At 40.6% G+C, this 19,082-nt stretch carries 17 protein-coding genes; 6 read left to right on the forward strand and 11 right to left on the reverse strand.

What is annotated here, in order from left to right; translation table 11 throughout:
* Positions 1 to 17 precede the first annotated feature (17 nt).
* Positions 18 to 2,165, forward strand: coding sequence for a DNA helicase RecQ (recQ, locus tag GO816_RS15670; protein ID WP_157542885.1), 2,148 nt, complete (start codon positions 18 to 20; stop codon positions 2,163 to 2,165).
* Between the two features lie 32 nt (positions 2,166 to 2,197).
* On the opposite strand, the gene GO816_RS15675 is transcribed toward recQ, so the two are convergent.
* A complete protein-coding gene (locus tag GO816_RS15675) occupies positions 2,198 to 2,791 on the reverse strand; it encodes a hypothetical protein (RefSeq protein ID WP_157542886.1) in 594 nt (197 codons plus the stop codon).
* 50 nt (positions 2,792 to 2,841) lie between these two features.
* Here GO816_RS15675 and GO816_RS15680 point away from each other — a divergent pair, with 50 nt between their 5' ends.
* The gene (locus GO816_RS15680; protein ID WP_157542972.1) at positions 2,842 to 3,699 is read left to right on the forward strand and encodes a transglutaminase family protein; all 858 of its coding nucleotides are present in this window, start codon (positions 2,842 to 2,844) and stop codon (positions 3,697 to 3,699) included.
* Between the two features lie 46 nt (positions 3,700 to 3,745).
* On the opposite strand, the gene GO816_RS15685 is transcribed toward GO816_RS15680, so the two are convergent.
* The 7 genes from GO816_RS15685 to GO816_RS15715 all read right to left on the reverse strand — a co-directional run bounded on the left by GO816_RS15685 (position 3,746) and on the right by GO816_RS15715 (position 10,163).
* On the reverse strand, positions 3,746 to 4,177 hold the full coding sequence (locus GO816_RS15685) for a hypothetical protein (RefSeq protein ID WP_157542887.1): 432 nt from the start codon (positions 4,175 to 4,177) through the stop codon (positions 3,746 to 3,748).
* A gap of 241 nt (positions 4,178 to 4,418) precedes the next feature.
* On the reverse strand, positions 4,419 to 4,955 hold the full coding sequence (locus GO816_RS15690; protein WP_157542888.1) for a hypothetical protein: 537 nt from the start codon (positions 4,953 to 4,955) through the stop codon (positions 4,419 to 4,421).
* A 20-nt stretch (positions 4,956 to 4,975) separates the two neighbouring features.
* Complete coding sequence (locus GO816_RS15695) at positions 4,976 to 6,433, reverse strand: hypothetical protein (protein ID WP_157542889.1); 1,458 nt, start codon at positions 6,431 to 6,433, stop codon at positions 4,976 to 4,978.
* A 112-nt stretch (positions 6,434 to 6,545) separates the two neighbouring features.
* Positions 6,546 to 7,460 carry an alpha/beta hydrolase gene (locus GO816_RS15700; RefSeq protein ID WP_157542890.1) on the reverse strand — a complete coding sequence of 305 codons (915 nt, stop codon included), beginning with the start codon at positions 7,458 to 7,460 and terminating at the stop codon, positions 6,546 to 6,548.
* Between the two features lie 93 nt (positions 7,461 to 7,553).
* Positions 7,554 to 8,429: an alpha/beta hydrolase gene (locus tag GO816_RS15705; protein ID WP_232336594.1), complete on the reverse strand. Its 876-nt coding sequence runs from the start codon at positions 8,427 to 8,429 to the stop codon at positions 7,554 to 7,556.
* 110 nt (positions 8,430 to 8,539) lie between these two features.
* Positions 8,540 to 9,632, reverse strand: a protein-coding gene (prfB, locus tag GO816_RS15710; protein WP_157542892.1) for a peptide chain release factor 2 whose coding sequence is annotated in 2 segments (ribosomal slippage) — positions 8,540 to 9,571 and positions 9,573 to 9,632 — 1,092 coding nt in all. Because the reading frame shifts where the segments join, the coding sequence is not laid out codon by codon here.
* 93 nt (positions 9,633 to 9,725) lie between these two features.
* Positions 9,726 to 10,163, reverse strand: coding sequence for a hypothetical protein (locus GO816_RS15715; RefSeq protein WP_157542893.1), 438 nt, complete (start codon positions 10,161 to 10,163; stop codon positions 9,726 to 9,728).
* Positions 10,164 to 10,443: 280 nt separating this feature from the next.
* Between GO816_RS15715 and pgi the strand changes: the two genes are divergently transcribed.
* The gene (pgi, locus tag GO816_RS15720; RefSeq protein WP_157542894.1) at positions 10,444 to 12,090 is read left to right on the forward strand and encodes a glucose-6-phosphate isomerase; all 1,647 of its coding nucleotides are present in this window, start codon (positions 10,444 to 10,446) and stop codon (positions 12,088 to 12,090) included.
* Positions 12,091 to 12,251: 161 nt separating this feature from the next.
* On the opposite strand, the gene GO816_RS15725 is transcribed toward pgi, so the two are convergent.
* The 3 genes from GO816_RS15725 to dnaG form a co-directional block, all read right to left on the reverse strand.
* Complete coding sequence (locus GO816_RS15725) at positions 12,252 to 13,322, reverse strand: glutaminyl-peptide cyclotransferase (RefSeq protein WP_157542895.1); 1,071 nt, start codon at positions 13,320 to 13,322, stop codon at positions 12,252 to 12,254.
* Between the two features lie 4 nt (positions 13,323 to 13,326).
* On the reverse strand, positions 13,327 to 13,695 hold the full coding sequence (locus tag GO816_RS15730) for a YraN family protein (RefSeq protein ID WP_157542896.1): 369 nt from the start codon (positions 13,693 to 13,695) through the stop codon (positions 13,327 to 13,329).
* Positions 13,696 to 13,960: 265 nt separating this feature from the next.
* On the reverse strand, positions 13,961 to 15,916 hold the full coding sequence (dnaG, locus tag GO816_RS15735) for a DNA primase (RefSeq protein ID WP_157542897.1): 1,956 nt from the start codon (positions 15,914 to 15,916) through the stop codon (positions 13,961 to 13,963).
* A 149-nt stretch (positions 15,917 to 16,065) separates the two neighbouring features.
* On the opposite strand from dnaG, the gene GO816_RS15740 reads away from it, so the two are divergent.
* The 3 genes from GO816_RS15740 (at position 16,066) to GO816_RS15750 (ending at position 19,027) form a co-directional block, all read left to right on the forward strand.
* Positions 16,066 to 16,545, forward strand: coding sequence for a hypothetical protein (locus tag GO816_RS15740; RefSeq protein ID WP_157542898.1), 480 nt, complete (start codon positions 16,066 to 16,068; stop codon positions 16,543 to 16,545).
* A 98-nt stretch (positions 16,546 to 16,643) separates the two neighbouring features.
* On the forward strand, positions 16,644 to 18,080 hold the full coding sequence (asnS, locus tag GO816_RS15745; RefSeq protein WP_157542899.1) for an asparagine--tRNA ligase: 1,437 nt from the start codon (positions 16,644 to 16,646) through the stop codon (positions 18,078 to 18,080).
* 194 nt (positions 18,081 to 18,274) lie between these two features.
* The gene (locus tag GO816_RS15750; RefSeq protein ID WP_157542900.1) at positions 18,275 to 19,027 is read left to right on the forward strand and encodes an SDR family NAD(P)-dependent oxidoreductase; all 753 of its coding nucleotides are present in this window, start codon (positions 18,275 to 18,277) and stop codon (positions 19,025 to 19,027) included.
* Positions 19,028 to 19,082 lie beyond the last annotated feature (55 nt).

Below are 19,082 nucleotides of genomic sequence, written 5' to 3' on the forward strand. Positions count from 1 at the left end.
CTTAGTTTGCAGCAATCATGACTCCATCAGAGGCACTACATAAGTATTACGGCTACACAAAATTCAGGCATCAGCAAGAGGCAATCATTCAAAACATATTACAAGGCAAAGATTGTTTGGTGCTTATGCCCACAGGCGGCGGAAAGTCTTTATGCTATCAGTTACCGGCAGTTTTGCTACCTGGTATAACCATTGTTATTTCGCCTTTAATAGCGTTGATGAAAGACCAGGTTGATGCGTTGAATCTTACAGGTATACCGGCTGCCTACTTAAATTCAAGCCAAAACAGTGGTGAGCAGCAAGAAATCATCAGCAACTTAAAATCAGGGCGTATCAAACTGTTGTACCTTGCACCCGAGCGGCTGTTCAGTTCTGAGAGCCGGTTGGTAACGTTTTTAAAATCCTTACCGGTAAGCCTTATTGCTATCGACGAAGCACACTGTATTTCGCATTGGGGTCATGATTTCAGGCCCGAATACCTGATGCTGTCTCACTTTAAAACAGAATTTCCACAAATTCCCGTCATAGCATTAACAGCCACCGCTGATAAACTTACACGCCAGGATATTAAAGATAAGCTAGCTCTTGATCACCCGGCTGAGTTTGTATCCTCTTTTAATCGTCCTAACATCAGCTACAAGGTAGTCGCCAAAAAAGACAGCTTTGGTCAGTTGCTTAATTTTTTAAATACGCGTAAAGAAGAGTCAGGAATTATCTACTGCCTCTCGCGTGCATCTACCGAGCAACTTTCAACCGACTTGCGTGCACAGGGCTACAATGCCGATGCATATCATGCCGGTTTAGACACCAGCACCAAAGCCCTTAACCAGGAAAAGTTTTTGCGAGATGAGGTCAAGATAATGGTAGCAACCATTGCTTTTGGTATGGGAATAAACAAATCAAACGTAAGGTATGTGGTGCATTATGATTTGCCTAAAAACATTGAGGGTTACTACCAGGAAACCGGCCGCGCCGGGCGCGATGGACTACCGTCAGAAGCATTGCTTTTCTTTTCGGCTGGTGATGCCTTTAAGTTGAAGCGTTTTGCGCAGGTAGATGGCAACGAAGACCAAAGCCGCATTATGCTTAAAAAGCTTGATGATATGGTAAAGTACTGTCAATTGCAAACGTGCCGCCGGCAGTACCTCATGCAGTATTTCAATGAAGATTTCCCCGATAGGTGCGGTTCCTGCGACGTATGTTTAACCGAGTTTAAAAAATTTGACGGCACTGTATTAGCACAAAAAGCACTATCGGCAGTGGCGCGCTTAGGGCAACGCTTTGGTACTAATTACGTTATTGATTTGCTGCGCGGATCAAGAAGTGAAAAAATACGCCCCGAGCATAAACAGTTAAAAACGTACGGCATTGGTAGTGATGTAAGCAAGGCTGACTGGCAGCGTTATATTGCGCAACTTGTTAGCCAAAACCTGCTGCAGGTAACCGATGATGACTATCCGGTGTTGAAGCTTACACCTTTAAGCGACAACATTTTAAAAGGCAACCGAAACGTTGAATTTGTTTTTGTAGAGGAGTTAGAAGATACAGCTACACCACAAACCCCGGTATATGAAGCTGGTTTGTTGCAAGATTTAAAAACAGTGCGGCTAAACCTGGCAAATAAAGAAAACGTGCCGGCATACATTATACTTTCAGACGCTACGTTGCTTGAAATTGCAACTTTTTTACCGCAAACGCCTAATGAGCTAAGTCGTATTTCGGGCTTTGGAGAGGTAAAGCTGGTACGTTACGGTGATGCTTTTTTACAGGCAACTTTGAGCTATTGCCACAGGTATAATTTAAAATCAAAAATTGATGAGAGGCAGGCTAAGCGGGTAGCCAAAACAAAACCAACACGCCCATCGGCACTTGGCGCTACTCAGCGTGAAAGCTTAAACCTGTTCCGGGCCGGAAACACCATCACAGAAATTGCTGCACAACGGCAGCTTGGCGTTTCAACTATCGAAAGTCATCTTTGCACATTTGTACAAAACGGAGAACTTGATGTTTATGAACTGGTTTCGCCTCAAAAAATGCCTGCTATAAAAGATGTTATTGAAAGTTACGGAGCAGACAAACTATCGCCCTTAAAAGAAATTTTGGGCGATGGTTATACCTATGGTGAAATTAAGGCTGTAATAAGCTGGATGAAGCGCGAAGAATGAGTCAATTATATTTTTTATAAATAACGCTGCGGTTAAAACTTAATGAGGAAATCTTCTTTCACCTGGCCCGGGCGGCAATATATTAATCCAAGCCAAAACAAGTTTACAGTAACGGTCACTTTGCTATGCGATTGTATTGTACGCCATGCCGCCTTGGCCAACTGATTTTCATTGATATTATCGGCAATAACTAATGTATCAGGTTTAATTTTATTGAGAACTTTTAGAAAATAATCAACCGCCGACTGTGGATTTGTTTTGAAATCCAAATACACCAAATTAGGCAAATTAGTACCTTTCCAGTCTTCAGCATTGTCAACACTTTTGAGGGTTAGTTGTTGCGTAAACGCCGACAGCAATGCTTGCTTGTATGCCTCATGCCTGCCTAAAATCCATATTGATTGAGGATGCGCATCGGCAGCCAAGCGACCAACTAATTTGTCGACGGCGTTTAATTTTTTGCCTGCAGGGAGCTTTTTTTGAATATCGGCGTATACTTTTTTTTCCGAAAAATCGTAAATTACTTCATCAACCAGCCGGTACACAAAGGGCGAATGCAGCCCGTGCCGGTTAATTGCTTTACGCTGATGCAAAAAATGGCTGATGGCAAACTTAAAGCTAAACATGGTTGTAAAAATAGTTAAAGCTTTAAAAATTGAAAGAACGAGTAGAGAACATGATTAACGAAGCTGAAATTAAATCACTCATCCGTTTACTGGATGACCCCGACCGCGAGATATACTCACACGTGCATGATAAACTAATTTCATACGGCCCTGCGGCTATTCAATACCTTGAAAATGCCTGGGAGCAGGCCTTTGATACCATACAGCAAGACCGTATTGCCAATCTTGTACATGAAATACAATTTGGTATAGTAAAAAATGAGCTTGAATTGTGGCAACAAAGCGGCGCATTTGATTTATTGCGTGGAGCACTTATCATTAACAAGTACCAGTATCCTGATTTAGATGAGCAGAAGGTTATTAACCAAATAGAAGAAATAAAGCGTGATATTTGGATGCAGATGATGTTTGAGGGCAGCCCAAGTGACCAGGTAAAGCTTATTAACCATGTACTGTACAACTTGCATGGCTTTAGCGGCAATACCACTAATCATCAGGACCCTCAAAACAGCTACCTAAGCCAGGTGCTTGAAAGCAAGAAAGGTAATCAAATATCATTGGCTATAATCTATTCGGTAATTGCGCAAAAACTGGATATTCCTATTTATGGCGTTAACCTACCGCAACACTTCATACTGGCTTATCTGGACGAGTCGGCAAAATCGGAGTTTGAAAGCGGTGTGCTGTTCTACATCAATGCGTTTAACAAAGGCTACATTTTTGGCAGGCGCGATGTTGATATGTTTTTAAAGCAATTAAACCTTAATGCCGATAAACATTTTTATGAACCTTGCAGCAATACCAACATTGTACGCCGTATTTTACGCAACCTTATCAGCTCATACGAGCAGTTAGGATCAATGGAAAAAGTGCAGGAATTGAATGAGCTATTGGCGGTGCTGGGTTAAGTTATGTGGTTAGTGACAGCACTAACCACAAGCTCAAAATAGGAAATTAATTTGTAGGTACCCTTTTTCTATATTCAGGTAATACCACCTGATTAATAATATACTTTTCATTTACGGCCTCAATAAAATAAAATACATACTTTCTATTTCGGTCAATACCAAATTGAGTTACGATATCAATCAGTTGCTTTAAGTTAATGGTTTTCATCTTTACAAGCTCCGATTTTGTAATCGTTTTACCAATTTGCTTAACATTATAACCGAATGTTGGGTTTGTGTTTTCGGGATAACAATTACAATGTAAACTATAATAATAAATTGGATTTTCTAAGCCAACATCCCACATCCTATCGTGAATGGGGGTATTTAACGTATCAACCAAATAATATACAGTGTCTAAGTTCCCGCTTTTTTGTGCAAGAAGCTGATCTTTAGAAAAAATAAAAGTCACTACTAGTATTAATAACAATTTTTTCATGTTTATATGTAATTATTAATATGGACTTGGACTTGCCATGGATAACTATGACACAATAGTTTTAACAATAATCCCTTCTATAGCTTTATTATTCTTCATTCAAAAATGCATCTGTTGCATTTGACTAGTTATATCTGATGGTATTTTCTATAAGATGTATTAAATTGGTTGGTGACAACACCAACCACAAGCTGAAAATGATTTAGGTAAGAGCTACAAACTCGTACCTGTACACAGGTTGTTAATTTAACGTATCATCAGTAAAGCGCATACCTTTTAATATATCCTCCAAATGCTTATGTGCCTTTGCTTCATCAGGGCGTTTAAAATCAATTACACCAACAGTATTTTTATTTTTATTTCCTATATAATCTGTGTAAAAACTCAAATGTCCTTCATTTTTAATGTAAAATTCAAATATGTAGAATTTTCTGTTATCAACTGTAACGATTCGTGATTGAGTATAGGTGCCGTTTCCACTACCTATTACTTCCTCCATTTCTCTTTTCAATTGCTCTAATGTTCTTTTTTTTGTAGATTCCGTTTCTCTATCGCGAATAGTTACCAATAATCCTTCGGTCAAATAAACATGATCATTTGGCAGAGCCGTATAGGATTTGTTGAAGCTTTTCTTACCATAATCAAGATATTGTTGTTTGCTCAATTTTTGAACTTTCTTTGGTAAAGAAAAAGTTACAAGGTGAGTGCCCGTAGTATCCTGAGCGAAAGTATATGCACTTGTCAATAAGCAAGCAGAAAATAATCTTAATGTCTTCATAAAATTTAATTATAGATTTATTAATTTGGGCATGGTTTATTTCCTACTATGTTATTAGATGATAATGTTCTTGGAAGATAATTTGTTGAATTTGAATCTGCTTTATATAAATTTATTGAGCTTCCGAACATAGTTAACAAAGCAACTTCGTTCCCAAATTGTTGTGCATTAGCAGTGTAAGTGTCATTATATGTTTCTGGATTAGCTGCATACTGAGACCTAAATTGCTCCATTGCGCTCCAATCTTTAATAGTCATGGCATAATTGCCATTATCTTTGGTTACCACCGTCATGGTTACATTTTCTTTATAAAAGTTAATGGCGTTTTGCCCGGCAGAAATTAAATTAGCGTTGGTTAAGCTATTGACCATGGTATATAAGTCGGCTGGTGAAGGAGCCGTTCCTCCAGGATGGCTGTGGGTAAAGCCAATAGTATAACCAAAGTCAGGGTGCCAATAAAACTTAGCAGGATAGGTGTTGGCTTGCTCACTTGTTCTTATATCAACATCTTGATACGTTCCATTGGGCCAACTGCTAAGCCTATGTTCTGTACCATATTCCCAACCACTCTTCGGTTCTATACTATTTAAATTATTGAGTAATTTTTGATTTTGATTAGCAACAACAGCATTTTCAGCTTTCGCTTTAACCTTGGCCTTTTCGTTACATGGGTCTTTAGGATCTGGCTGCTGAGGTTGTGACGGTGGATTATTGCCCCCACCCCCATATTCGTAATCATACGGAGCTGCACTATCATCCTGATTACCGCCGCCCCCCGTATATTCACAATACCACTCATACCAATCGGTATGGCAATCCACACTTCCTCCGGCATATACACAAGTACCATGTTCTATAGTTACACAATCCCAGTCAGTAGTTTTATATTTCAAAACATCATACTTGTTGTAATCTCCACTACGAAATTCGGGCGCCCCTAATAAGCTTACATTGCCATTTTTAAATTTGAACGCTTTTATAAAATTCCCCCACCAATCCGTAACAGTTATTATACCGCTGAATTTTTTACTCTTACTATTATTCGCCAGGTATTCTGAGTCGGGAATACGAGTTACCACCTCTATGTGTTTGCCCCCCTGTTTTCCGGTATATATAAACAACCGGGCAAGGCTGTCTAATGGTAACTTATGGCTGCCTACCTGTATAAACTGGGTTGTAGAAAATTTAACCGGCAGCATAACTATCTTACCTACCGATATCTGCGCAGTGTAGGCATCTTTCCAATCAATATACTTAGCAACTGATGCGCCTGGATTAACAGCAGACGAAACATTCACCTTTCCTTTGGTGATAGATGCTTCGAAAATTCGCCTGGCATTTGCAATGAGTTCAGTATCGCTTGATGGAGTATCATTAGCTCTGTTGGAGTCTTTACGGCAGCTGTAAATTACAAAAACTGTACAGAACAGTAAAAATGCAGCTAATGCGCTTCGCTTGATATTATAAAGTCGGTTCACTAAGGTTGAATTATTTCTCTAAAGTTAACGAATGTTAATATAGTTAACAACACGTGATTTTAAAATCGGGTATTACTACGCGGTTTGCTTACCCAACAAAATAATTTATAACCTACTTCGCCGTTAACCATCCATTTGCATCCATCCAATGCTTACACACCTCAAACCATTCATCCTTGGTGGTTTTGTTTACTAAACCGTAACCATGACCACCAGCCTGATAAATATGAAGTTCGCCCTTTACACCGGCTTTAACCATGGCCTGGTAAAACATTATACTGTTTGCAACAGGAACAGTTTTATCATCTTCAGAATGAACCAAAAACGTTGGTGGAGTTGATGGCGTTACCTGCTTTTCATTAGAGTAAAGATTAACTTGCTCTTCAGACGGGTTTTTGCCAATGAGGTTATCCTTTGAACCACGGTGAGTTTCGGGCCCGAAGGTAATTACAGGATAAATAAGCATACCAAAGCTGGGGCGCAAGTTTACGTTATCTTTATTATCAATAACAGCTTTATTAAAGTGCGTAACTGCGGTTGATGCTAAATGCCCACCAGCCGAAAAACCAATGATGCCTACCCTTGCCGTATCAATACCCCATTCTTTAGCACGCTGACGCACCAGTTGAATTGAACGTTGTGCATCTTGCAGCGGACCTATAGATTTATCCTGCATAATGGCATCGCTGGGTAAACGATAGGTAAGCACAAATGCTGTAACACCTGCATCGGCAAATTTTTTAGCCACGGCCCAACCCTCATGATCAATAGCCAGGCGCGCATAACCACCACCCGGACATACAATCACGGCTGCACCGTTAGCCTTGCCTTTTTCAGGAAAAAACGGTGTAAGCGCAGGATCGGTAACCATACCTACCCTGTTACCTTCATTTTTTTCAGCATAACCAGCTGGAGCAGCTTTTGAATTAGGTACACCTTTTGGATAAAGTTTTATAGCCTGGTTATTTTGCGCAAATACTGAAGCCGTGATAGTCACTGATATTAATGCAGTAAAAAATAATTTCATATTAAGGTTAATTGGTTTATTGCGAAGCCTAATTAACGAAACAATTATGACTTAGCAGCAAATTTTTAGCGTAAGGTTAATTTAAATTGAACGCTACTTAGCAGCAAGCCAACCATTTGCATCCATCCAGCGGGTGCAGACATCAAACCATTGTGTCCTGGTTGTTTTATTTATCAACCCAAAACCATGACCACCTGCCTGGTATAAATGCATTTCGCCTTTAACTCCGGCCTTTACCATTGCTTCAAAAAACATTATGCTGTTAGCTACCGGAACAGATTTATCATCCTGCGCGTGTACGATGAAAGCTGGCGGGGTAGCAGCAGTTACTTGCTTTTCGGTAGAAAAGAAGTCCATTTTCTCCGTAGACGGGTTTTTACCCAACAAGTTTGTTTTGGAGGCACGCCGCATTTCGGGCCCGAATGTTATTGCCGGGTATATAAGTATCCCAAAAGCTGGTCGTAAATTAATGCCTTCCTTATTGTCTATTACTGCGTTTCTGAAATGTGTTATAGCCATTGACGCCAGGTGCCCTCCTGCCGAAAAACCAACCACTCCTATCTTTGCCGTGTCAATCCCCCAATCATTGGCCCTTTGATGTAAAAACTGCACGGCTCGTTGCACATCCTGTAACGGACCAATTGATTTATCGTTCATTATATCATCGCTCGGCAGGCGGTAGATTAGTACAAAGGCGGCAACGCCTATCTCATTGAATTTACGGGCTACATCATACCCTTCATGCCCTGTAGCTAAACCACTGTAACCGCCGCCCGGGCAAATTACAACAGCGGTTCCGTTTGCCTTGTCTTTCTCAGGAATAAATGGTGTAAGTGTAGGCTCGGTAACCATACTCACCATGTTATTATTGTTCTTTTGCACATAACCGGCAGGAGCAGGTTTTGAATTTGGAATGCTGCCGGGGTAAAGCTTTATGGGTTGGTTACCTTGTGCATGTGAGTTATGCATAGCTAGGAAACAAAAAAAGCACAGGACTAAAATGGTTCTTCTCATTGGTAAAATGTTAAAACCAAAATTAGTCCTATGCTTTTTAATAAGCAAAATGTGTTTGTAGCGCTTTAGCTATTTGGTCCGCCGAACTCCATTAGGTAAGCTTTTAAAAATTCGTTCAAATCACCATCCAACACTGCCTGAGCGTTTGAAGTTTCATGATCTGTACGAAGGTCCTTAACCAATTTGTAAGGATGCAGTACGTAGTTACGTATTTGTGAGCCCCACTCTATTTTCTTTTTACTGCCTTCAATGGCATTGGTAGCCTCCATACGCTTACGCATTTCAATTTCGTATAACTGCGATTTCAGTAAGCGAATTGCGTTATCCTTGTTCTGCAACTGCGAGCGTGACTCCTGGTTTTTGATGATAATACCCGATGGTTTGTGGTATAAACGTACGGCAGTCTCTACCTTGTTCACGTTCTGTCCGCCGGCACCACCCGAACGGAAAGTTTCGAACTCAATATCGGCCGGATTGATTTCTATCTCAATGGTATCATCAACCAATGGGTACACATACACTGATGCGAACGAGGTATGGCGCTTGGCATTGGCATCAAACGGAGATACACGTACTAAACGGTGTACGCCGTTTTCACCTTTTAAGTATCCGTAGGCAAAATCGCCTTCAAATTGCAGGGTTACGGTTTTTATACCGGCTACGTCACCTTCCTGGTAATCTTGCTCGGTAACCTTATAACCGTTTTTTTCGCCCCACATAATATACATACGCATAAGCATGCTGGCCCAGTCGCAACTTTCGGTACCACCTGCACCTGCCGTTATCTGCAATACGGCGTTCAGCTGATCTTCTTCGGCCGATAGCATGTTTTGGAACTCCAGATCTTCAATTACTTTTAACGATGCGTTGAATTGCTCCTGCATTTCAGGTTCGCTCACATCGCCGGCCTGGTAAAACTCGTATAGTACGCCGGTATCTTCTACACTGGCCAACACTTTTTGATAAGCATCAGTCCAAACCTTTTTAGCTTTTATAGATGCCAGGACCTTTTCTGCCTCTTTAGGGGCATTCCAAAAATCCGGACCTATGGTTATTTCCTGCTCCCGGGCTAATTCTTCAAGCTTGTTATCAATGTCAAAGATGCCTCCTCAGGGAAGCTGTTCTATCCCTCAAGTCTTGTACTTGTTCTTTAGTCATAAAGCAAATATAGGTAAATGGTTTAGCTCAAAACCTAAAAAAGGCCTGCCATGTTTGGCAAGCCCTTTTCTTATTATCTGCAAAGTTTGTGGTTTAGGCAACCATCATTTGGTTAACCAGTCCGTTAAGGTCGGCCCGGTTACCGTTTAGCTGAGATAGCATAGTGCCTAAAGCAAATTCTTTGGGTTGATCACTGTTAGTTTCCTGAACCAATTGACTCATTACGGCAGGTATAAGTGAATTTGCTGCATCATGAGCGGCAGTCATATCAATACTGTAAAATTTGTTAAGCCTGTTAGCAAACTTATTAATCATGCTGCTTACCAGGTTTTGGTTATACGAACCAGAAAACTGGAAAAACTTAATGATGTCATTCACACGTCCCGTCTCCATCGAATTTTTCAGTACATCAATAATTGAGCTTGAAGCTTCAGTTAACACTGCCTCGCGTGATGCCGCAGGTATAACCGGGTTGTTCATAATTGCCATACCGGCATTATTTTTCACCAATAAAAAAAGTTTTTCAAACATGGCTTTTAATTTTTAGCAGATTAATAAAATGTTCGGTTTATTACCTTATTTTTAGCAATAAATCAAATATAACGAAACATTGTTTTAAAAATCAAAATATTTAATAAAATATTTTGAAAATGTGACAATCGAAAAGTGTATAAAAAACACTAAGATTTAGTGTAACTTTTACAGTAAGATTCAGTGTATTATTTACGCTAAGCCCACCGGTCCGGATAAAAAAATATGATGTAAAAGCGGTTTAAAACGTTACTTTTGGGCGTAACACAATATATCAATTATGCTGCCAAATATTGATTTTACCACTACTCAGGCTTATGAGTATTTAACCGACTACTTCCCTGAGCTGGAACCAAAGCAACTTAAAGACCTCTTTATATCTGATCTACAACGTTTTAGCAAGTTTTCGATTTATTTCGAAGACATGCTTTTTGATTACTCAAAAAACCGAATTGATGATAAGGTTATAGCTTTATTAATACAGTTAGCTAAAGAGTGTAGGTTAAATGAGGCAATTGCAGCCATGTTTAATGGTGATGCTATAAATGTTACTGAAGGCCGTGAGGTTTTGCATACTGCACTGCGTAACCAAAGCAATACACCGGTAATGGTTGATGGCAAAGACGTTATGCCTGATGTTAATGCTGTATTGCAGCACATGAAAGAGTTTAGTACCGCTGTAATTGGCGGTGATTGGAAAGGCTATACAGGCAAGGAAATAACCGATGTTGTGAACATAGGCATTGGCGGTTCAGACCTTGGACCGGTAATGGTTACTGAGGCTTTAAAACCTTACAAAACACGTTTAAACCTGCACTTTGTATCAAACGTTGATGGCACTCACATTGCTGAAACTTTGAAGAAAGTGGATGCTGAAACAACCCTGTTTTTGATTGCTTCAAAAACCTTTACCACGCAGGAAACCATGGCTAACGCCAACAGCGCGCGCGAATGGTTTTTAAATAGCGGCGCTACCGAGGCAGACATTGCGAGGCATTTTGCTGCCTTAAGTACTAATGCTGCCGCTGTTGAAAAATTTGGTATTGATACGCAAAATATGTTTGGCTTTTGGGATTGGGTTGGTGGCCGCTACTCGTTATGGAGTGCTATTGGCTTATCAATTGCCCTGAGTGTTGGCTTTGATAACTTTGAAGCCCTTTTAGGTGGTGCCCATGCCATGGATAATCATTTCAAAAACACTGAATTTGAACAAAACATACCTGTTATAGCAGCGCTTTTAGGCGTATGGTATAACAACTTTTTTGATGCCGAAAGTCAGGCTATTCTACCATACGATCAGTATCTGCATCGCTTCGCTGCTTATTTCCAGCAGGGCGACATGGAAAGTAATGGCAAATACGTTGACCGTAATGGCCAAGCCGTTGATTACCAAACAGGACCTATTATTTGGGGAGAGCCGGGCACCAATGGTCAGCATGCATTTTATCAATTAATACATCAGGGTACAAAATTAATTCCGGCTGATTTTATTGCCCCAGCACAATCACAAAACCCAGTTGGCGAACATCATACACTACTGCTGTCAAACTTCTTTGCTCAAACCGAAGCCTTAATGAATGGCAAAACGTATGAGGAAGTAGTTGCCGAATTGAAGGCGGCAGGCAAAAGTGAAGAAGAGATCGAAGCATTGGCGCCATTCAAGGTATTTGAAGGCAACCGCCCAACCAACTCTATCCTGCTTAAAAAGATAACCCCGCGTGCGCTGGGTTCACTGATAGCCATGTACGAGCACAAAATATTTGTACAAGGCATTATATGGAATATTTACAGCTTTGACCAATGGGGCGTTGAACTGGGCAAGCAATTGGCCGGCAAAATATTGCCAGAACTACGTACCGCTGATGAAATATCATCACATGATGCATCAACCAATGGCTTGATTAATCAATATAAAGATTGGAGATAGACTTTCAAATAAAAGAGCAAAAGCCAGGAAACAAAATGTTCCTGGCTTTTTTTTATGCTGATACATTAGTAATAAAAGTTAAAAGCCACTTAACGTGGCTTTTAACTTTTATAAAACTAGACGATGAATATGGTATTGTAAAAATTCACCAGGCAATGATGTTAAACACCCTGCTTTTTTACCATCTTAATTTGATAAGTGTGCGGCCATTTTTTTCCGGTTACAAACAGGCGTTTACCAGCTGCATCCCAGGCAATGCCGTTTAGCACTGCATCACTGTTATTGATGCCTGCGGTGGCTTGTTGTGTAAGCGAGCTTAAATCAATTCGTTTAACAACTGCACCCGTTTTAGGATCAATCACTACAATATCATCCTTTTGCCATACGTTAGCATATATCATTCCGTCAATGTATTCCATCTCATTTAAATCATCAATCGGTCCTTGATCATCGTAAACATCAATGGTACGCAGCGTACGGAAGTTTTCTTTATCCATTACAAAAATTTGGTTTGAGCCGGTGTTACAGTATAAATTCTTTCCGTCATTACACATGCCCCAGCCTTCCTGCCCCTGCACAAAGCTAAATTTTGATAGCAGTTTCAATGTAGATTTATCATAAACGTAACCTGCACGTTCATGGTAAGTAAGCTGTACAACTTTGTTATCAATTACCGTAATACCTTCATTAAAGGCGTTACAATCCATCTCTATTTTTTGCAGCACTTTACCGTTAATATCGGTCTTACGTAAACTTGAACGTTCGCCCTGGTCGCAGGTACCGCCATCACTTTCGTAAAACACACCGTCATGGTATTCAAAACCTTCGGTAAATGAGGCTGTATCATGCGCAAAAGTTTTTTCAATTTGGTAAGTGTAAAGCTCCGGCGCTTTAGCTGCCAGCAAATTTATATTAGTACTTTGCTCCTGCATTTTACCATCAGCATAAATACGTGCCGTTAACAATTTTACCCCCAAACCAAGGCTGGTGGTTGCGAGGCTGTATGCTGTTGTATCTGTTTTGGCGGCTAACCTAACCGAGTCTATCAGGTACACAATGGAGTCAACCTTATAATCAGCCGGAAGGCCAACCTTTACGTCAACCTTCTCTCCTTGCTTGTAGTTTGCGCCGGCGTCGGGACTAATACTTATGTCAACCGATTTATTTTTTTCGCCACAACTGTAAATGGCAAGTATAATGGTGGCTATACCAAGTATGTATTTGTTTTTCATGTAATTAATATGGCGATGGCCAAAAGGCATCTTCAATGTGCTTAAGTGTATACGTTTGTTGCGGCGTAAATAGTATAGCCACAATATCAAAACGTACCTCACCTTGGTGATTCATTATATAAATGTACTCGTCGGCCGCGCTGGCCAGCAGCTTTTGCTTACGGTTGTCAACAAAGTCTTCGGGTTCGCCAAAGCTGTTTCCGCTACGGGCTTTAACTTCGGTAAATATAATCATCCGATCTTTATAGGCAATTAAATCAACCTCGGCTTTGCCAAAAGTCCAGTTCTCATCAAGAATTTCATAACCGGCAGCCTCAAGGTGTGCTTTGGCAAGCGCTTCGCCACGGCGGCCCAATTCATGATGTTTTGCCATATTAAAAGGGGCTATTGGTTACGGCCCAATAGATATATGCAAAAGCAGACGTAGAAATTAACAAATAGGCACAGCTACCATATAGCATACCCCATCCCAAATCTCTTATTACCTTTTCTTTAAAGCTATCCAAATAGAGCAAAAAACCAATTACTATTATGACGGATGAAAGCATTACCATTATAAATAACTGATCACTACTGTCAAAATATCCGAAAATCACGAAATGCAGCACTAGCGTTGTTATCAGGCACAAGTACTTCATCTACTTAATAATTACCGATCCCAGATAATCAGAAATATGCTTCTCAATTTTCTTCATTTGCATATACTGCCCCATAATAGCATCCTGGTCAACAGGGTCTTGGGCATTTTGCAGGTCTGACCGTAGTTTTTCAAGTATCTTACTAACTTTCTGCTTTTTAAGATGAAAGATGGCACCTAATATGGTGGCCTTCATATTCAGTTCTTCGCCATGCACAAATATGCGGTGCATGTTATACCAATTTTCGCTCAGCGTATACTTGGTTGATAACATATCAACTGCCAGATCAACAATCTGCTTATCGTTATAATGAATGAAAAACTTTTCTTCGGGCAATACCCCGTTTTCGAGCTGCTGCTTGTATAAGGCTACAAAGTTTTTGCAAACGGCATTATCAAACTCAACATCGCTAAGCTCGGCAATAATGAAAGGGCCTATATAGGTATTGGCAATGTTATCCCAATTAATAATTTGGTTACCATAAACCAGCAAAAGCCTGATTATTTCCCTTTCCTGATTTATTCCGGTTTCTACCGGTTTTGATACGGTTGGTTCATCATAAAAGCCCGGTTCATCGGGCGGTGGCATTTCACCATACGGGTTACCCTCTGGTGGTGCAGATGGCTGCTGTTTTTGCTGGTCTTTTTTTGCCTTGCCCAGCTTCATCTTATTCAGCTCCGACAATAAAATGCGCTCATCAATTTGCAATTGCTGACTGCACTCGCGTATAAATACCGATGCTTTGATTGAATCGGGTATTTTGGCAATGCTTTCCACAATTTCGCGAATTACATTTGCACGCTGTATCGGATCGGTACCAGCTTCTTTGAGCAAGATGCTGGTTTTGTAAAGAATAAAGTCTTTTTTATTTTGCTCGATGTGTGTTTTGAAGGCATTGCTGCCCACTTTACGCACGTAAGAGTCGGGATCGTGCCCATCAGGAAAAGACACAACTTTTACGTTCAGTCCTTCCTCCAGTATAAGGTCAAGTCCGCGTAGTGATGCCTTTATACCAGCAGCATCGCCGTCATATAATATGGTGATATTTTTGGTGAACCGCGATATTAAACGAATTTGCTCAACCGTAAGCGAAGTACCTGATGATGCTACCACATTCTCAATACCAGCCTGATGGACTGATAAAACATCGGCGTAACCTTCTACCAGGTAACAATTATCATCATCACGTATGGCCTTTTTGGCAAAGTACAACCCGTACAGTACGTTTGACTTATGGTATATTTCTGACTCGGGCGAGTTAACGTATTTCGGTACGTTCTTATCGGTTTTAAGCGTACGACCGCCAAAAGCAATTACCCGGCCTGTAAAGCCATGTATAGGAAACATAACCCGGCCGCGGTAACGGTCATAAAGCTGCCCGTTATCGCGCTTTACCGAAAGGCCGCTTTCAACTAAAAACTCCGGCTGGTAAGCATTTTTGATGGCCTGGCTGGTAAATGCCTCCCATTGGTCGGGCGAGTAACCCAACTCAAATTTTTTAATAATATCGTTAGTAAACCCTCGTTCCCTGAAATAGCTTAAGCCGATGCTTTTGCCTTCAGGTGTGTCCCACATGGCTTCCTGAAAAAACTTAGCTGCATAGGCGCTTACAACCATCAGGCTTTCACGGCGGTTATCAGCTTCTATGTTCTCGGGCTTATCCTGCAGTTCTTCAACTTCAATTCCGTACTTTTTAGCCAGCCATTTTAAGGCTTCGGGGTACGAAAACTTTTCAAGCTCCATTAAAAAAGTAACCGCCGAACCACCCTTTCCGGTAGAAAAATCTTTAAAAATGCCTTTAGCCGGAGAAACGGTAAATGATGGCGTTTTTTCGTTGGCAAACGGTGAAAGGCCTACATAGTTGGCACCACGTTTTTTTAACTGCACAAACTCACCAACAACCTCAACAATGTCGATGGCTTCCATTATACGGTCAATGGTGGCTTTGGTGATCATGCGTTAATCTTCCAGTCTTAAAAACAAGGTAACAAAAGTATACAATTATGTGCGGAGATACTTACTTAAACCGCTTTAAAATTTATACGCGGTTGTGTAGCATAACGTGTTTTTTAAGCGTATTACTTACAAACTTAAATTAACCAGTTATGAGAAAACTCGCATTAGTAGTTTTTGCGGTACTATCAGTAATTATTGGCTCTTGCAGAAAAGATAGCAAACCAATTGAAAAACAAGATTTTTACTTCACCGCCAATAAGAACAACGAAAGTTGGGTTGCTCAGTTTGTAGCTTTCGGAGAAAATGGTGCTAAAAATTACGTTCTGGTAGGTAACAAATTAGAGGAACATTTTAGGATCAATATAACAACCAATAGTTTGAACCAGTATGTTGTAATTGCTCCTAAAACCGAATTTATTATTACTGTTGGACAGGATGCCGTTGTGGCAAGGTATATACTTGACGAGGATGCCACCAATAAGGTGAATGTAACCAGCTATGATACAACAAAGGTAATTATGAAAGGTAATTTTAATATTTACCTAAAAAAAGTAACCGGTGATAATAATTACCCTGCAACCATTAATTTTTCGAGCGGTAACTTTAAGCTAACTAAGGCTTATGATTAATATTTGTTAAGCTTTAATAACTGCTTTACACAACTTGCCCGCTGCCTCTTGTTTGTTGTATCTAAATTGTATTTTTACCGCTCAATTTTAAAAGATATATGAGTCAGCGAATTAAAATTAAAGCACTGCTGCAAACTACACCGGCAGAACAAGAGGTGAATGTTAAAGGATGGGTACGCACCTTTCGTAATAATCAGTTTATTGCTTTAAATGATGGCTCAACCAATAGCAACATTCAAATTGTTGTTGATTTCCAAAATACCGATGAAGCCCTTTTAAAGCGCATTACTACCGGTGCTGCCCTTAGCGTTACCGGTATTTTGGTAGCAAGCCTGGGCAAAGGCCAGGCAGTTGATGTTAAAGCCACCAACATTGAAATATTAGGAGACAGCGACCCGGAAAAATACCCCTTACAGCCCAAAAAACACAGTTTGGAGTTTTTGCGGGAGATTGCCCACCTGCGCTTCCGCACCAACACTTTTGGTGCCATCTTCAGGGTGCGTAACAGCCTGGCATTTGCAGTACACCGTTTTTTCCAGGAGCAAGGCTTTGTATACCTGCATACCCCGGTAATTACAGCATCAGACGCTGAAGGCGCCGGCGAAGCATTCAAAGTAACCAACCTTGATTTGGATAACCTGCCCCGTACCGAAAACGGCGAAATTGATTATAAACAAGACTTTTTTGGTCGTGCTACCAATTTAACCGTATCTGGCCAGTTAGAAGGTGAGTTGGGTGCTATGGCCCTGAGCGATATTTACACATTCGGCCCTACGTTCCGTGCCGAAAACTCGAACACTACCCGCCACCTGGCCGAGTTTTGGATGATTGAGCCAGAGATGGCATTTTACGACCTGGCCGATAATATGGATTTGGCTGAAGGTTTATTAAAATATGTGATTAACTACGCGCTTGAGCATAACCGCGAAGATATAGAGTTTTTAACCCAGCGTTTACTTGATGAGGAAAAAAGCAAACCTCAGCAAGAACGTTCGGAAATGAGTCTTTTAGAAAAACTTCAGTTTTGTTTAAATAACAATTTTGAACGTTTAACCTACACCCAGGCTATTGAAATTCTGAAAGATTCAACACCTAACAAAAAGAAAAAATTCCAATATTTAATTGAAGGTTGGGGTGCCGATTTACAATCAGAACATGAGCGTTATTTGGTTGAGAAACACTTTAAAAAACCTGTAATCTTAACTGATTACCCTAAAGAGATTAAATCTTTCTACATGCGCCAAAATGACGACGGTAAAACTGTTGCTGCTATGGACATCCTATTCCCTGGCATTGGTGAAATTGTAGGCGGTTCGCAGCGCGAAGAACGTTTGGAAAAACTGGAGCAACGCATGGACGAGATTGGCATTCCGAAAGATGAGCTTTGGTGGTACCTGGATACCCGCCGCTTTGGTGGTTGCCCGCATGCTGGCTTTGGTTTAGGTTTTGAGCGCCTGGTGTTGTTTGTAACCGGTATGGGTAATATTCGTGATGTTATTCCTTTCCCGCGTTTCCCTAAAAATGCAGAGTTTTAAACTTTAATACCATTTAAAAAAAATGCCGTAAGCTAATCATTTAACTTACGGCGTTTTTGTTTATACACCCTTGCAAACCCTGACCTAAAAATGACCTAACAAAAATCAATAGTAGGTGTTCAATTAATACGTGTTACAACATTCACTTGTGATAAATACATGCTGATGTAATTGTTAAATTAAACGTTATTAAAATGAAAAGCTTGGAAAGTAAAGTAGCTCTGGTAACAGGAGCAGGTTCGGGAATTGGGAAAGCTGTTGCTATTGCTTATGCACGCGAAGGGGCAGCGGTAATGGTATCTGATATTAACGAAGAGGCCGGCAAACAAACAGTTGAATTAATTGAGAAAAGTGGCGGCAAGGCATCTTTCTTCAAAGCCGATACGTCGACCCCCGAGGGCAACGAAGCGTTGGTAAACACTACGCTTGAAACGTTTGGAAAACTTGATATTGCCTGTAATAATGCCGGTATTGGCGGTGAAGCTGCTGAAACAGGCAATTACTCACTCGAAGCCTGGAAAAAGGTATTAGATATTAACCTTAACGGCGTTTTTTATGGCTGTAAATACCAGCTAACCGCAATGGAACAAAACGGCGGTGGTGCAATCATTAATATGGCATCAATACACGGCACAGTAGCTGCACCTATGTCAAGCGCTTATACCACTACCAAACACGCAGTGGTTGGTTTAACAAAAAACATTGGTGCTGAATATGCCCAAAAGAACATTCGCTGTAATGCCGTTGGGCCGGGTTATATTGATACCCCTTTACTTGAAAAAAATCTGAAGCCTGAACAACTGGAAGCACTTAAACAAAAACATCCTATAGGCCGTTTAGGTAAAGCAGAGGAAGTTGCTGAACTGGTTGTTTTTTTAAGTTCAGATAAAGCCTCCTTTATTACCGGGGCATACTACCTTATTGATGGTGGTTACACTGCCGTATAGTTTACTACTACTTCTTTTTACATATTAGCGTGAGGCCGGTTATTTAACCGGCCTT

Origin of the sequence: Mucilaginibacter aquatilis, assembly GCF_009755275.1 — a bacterium.
Classification (GTDB): Bacteria; Bacteroidota; Bacteroidia; order Sphingobacteriales; family Sphingobacteriaceae; genus Mucilaginibacter; species Mucilaginibacter aquatilis.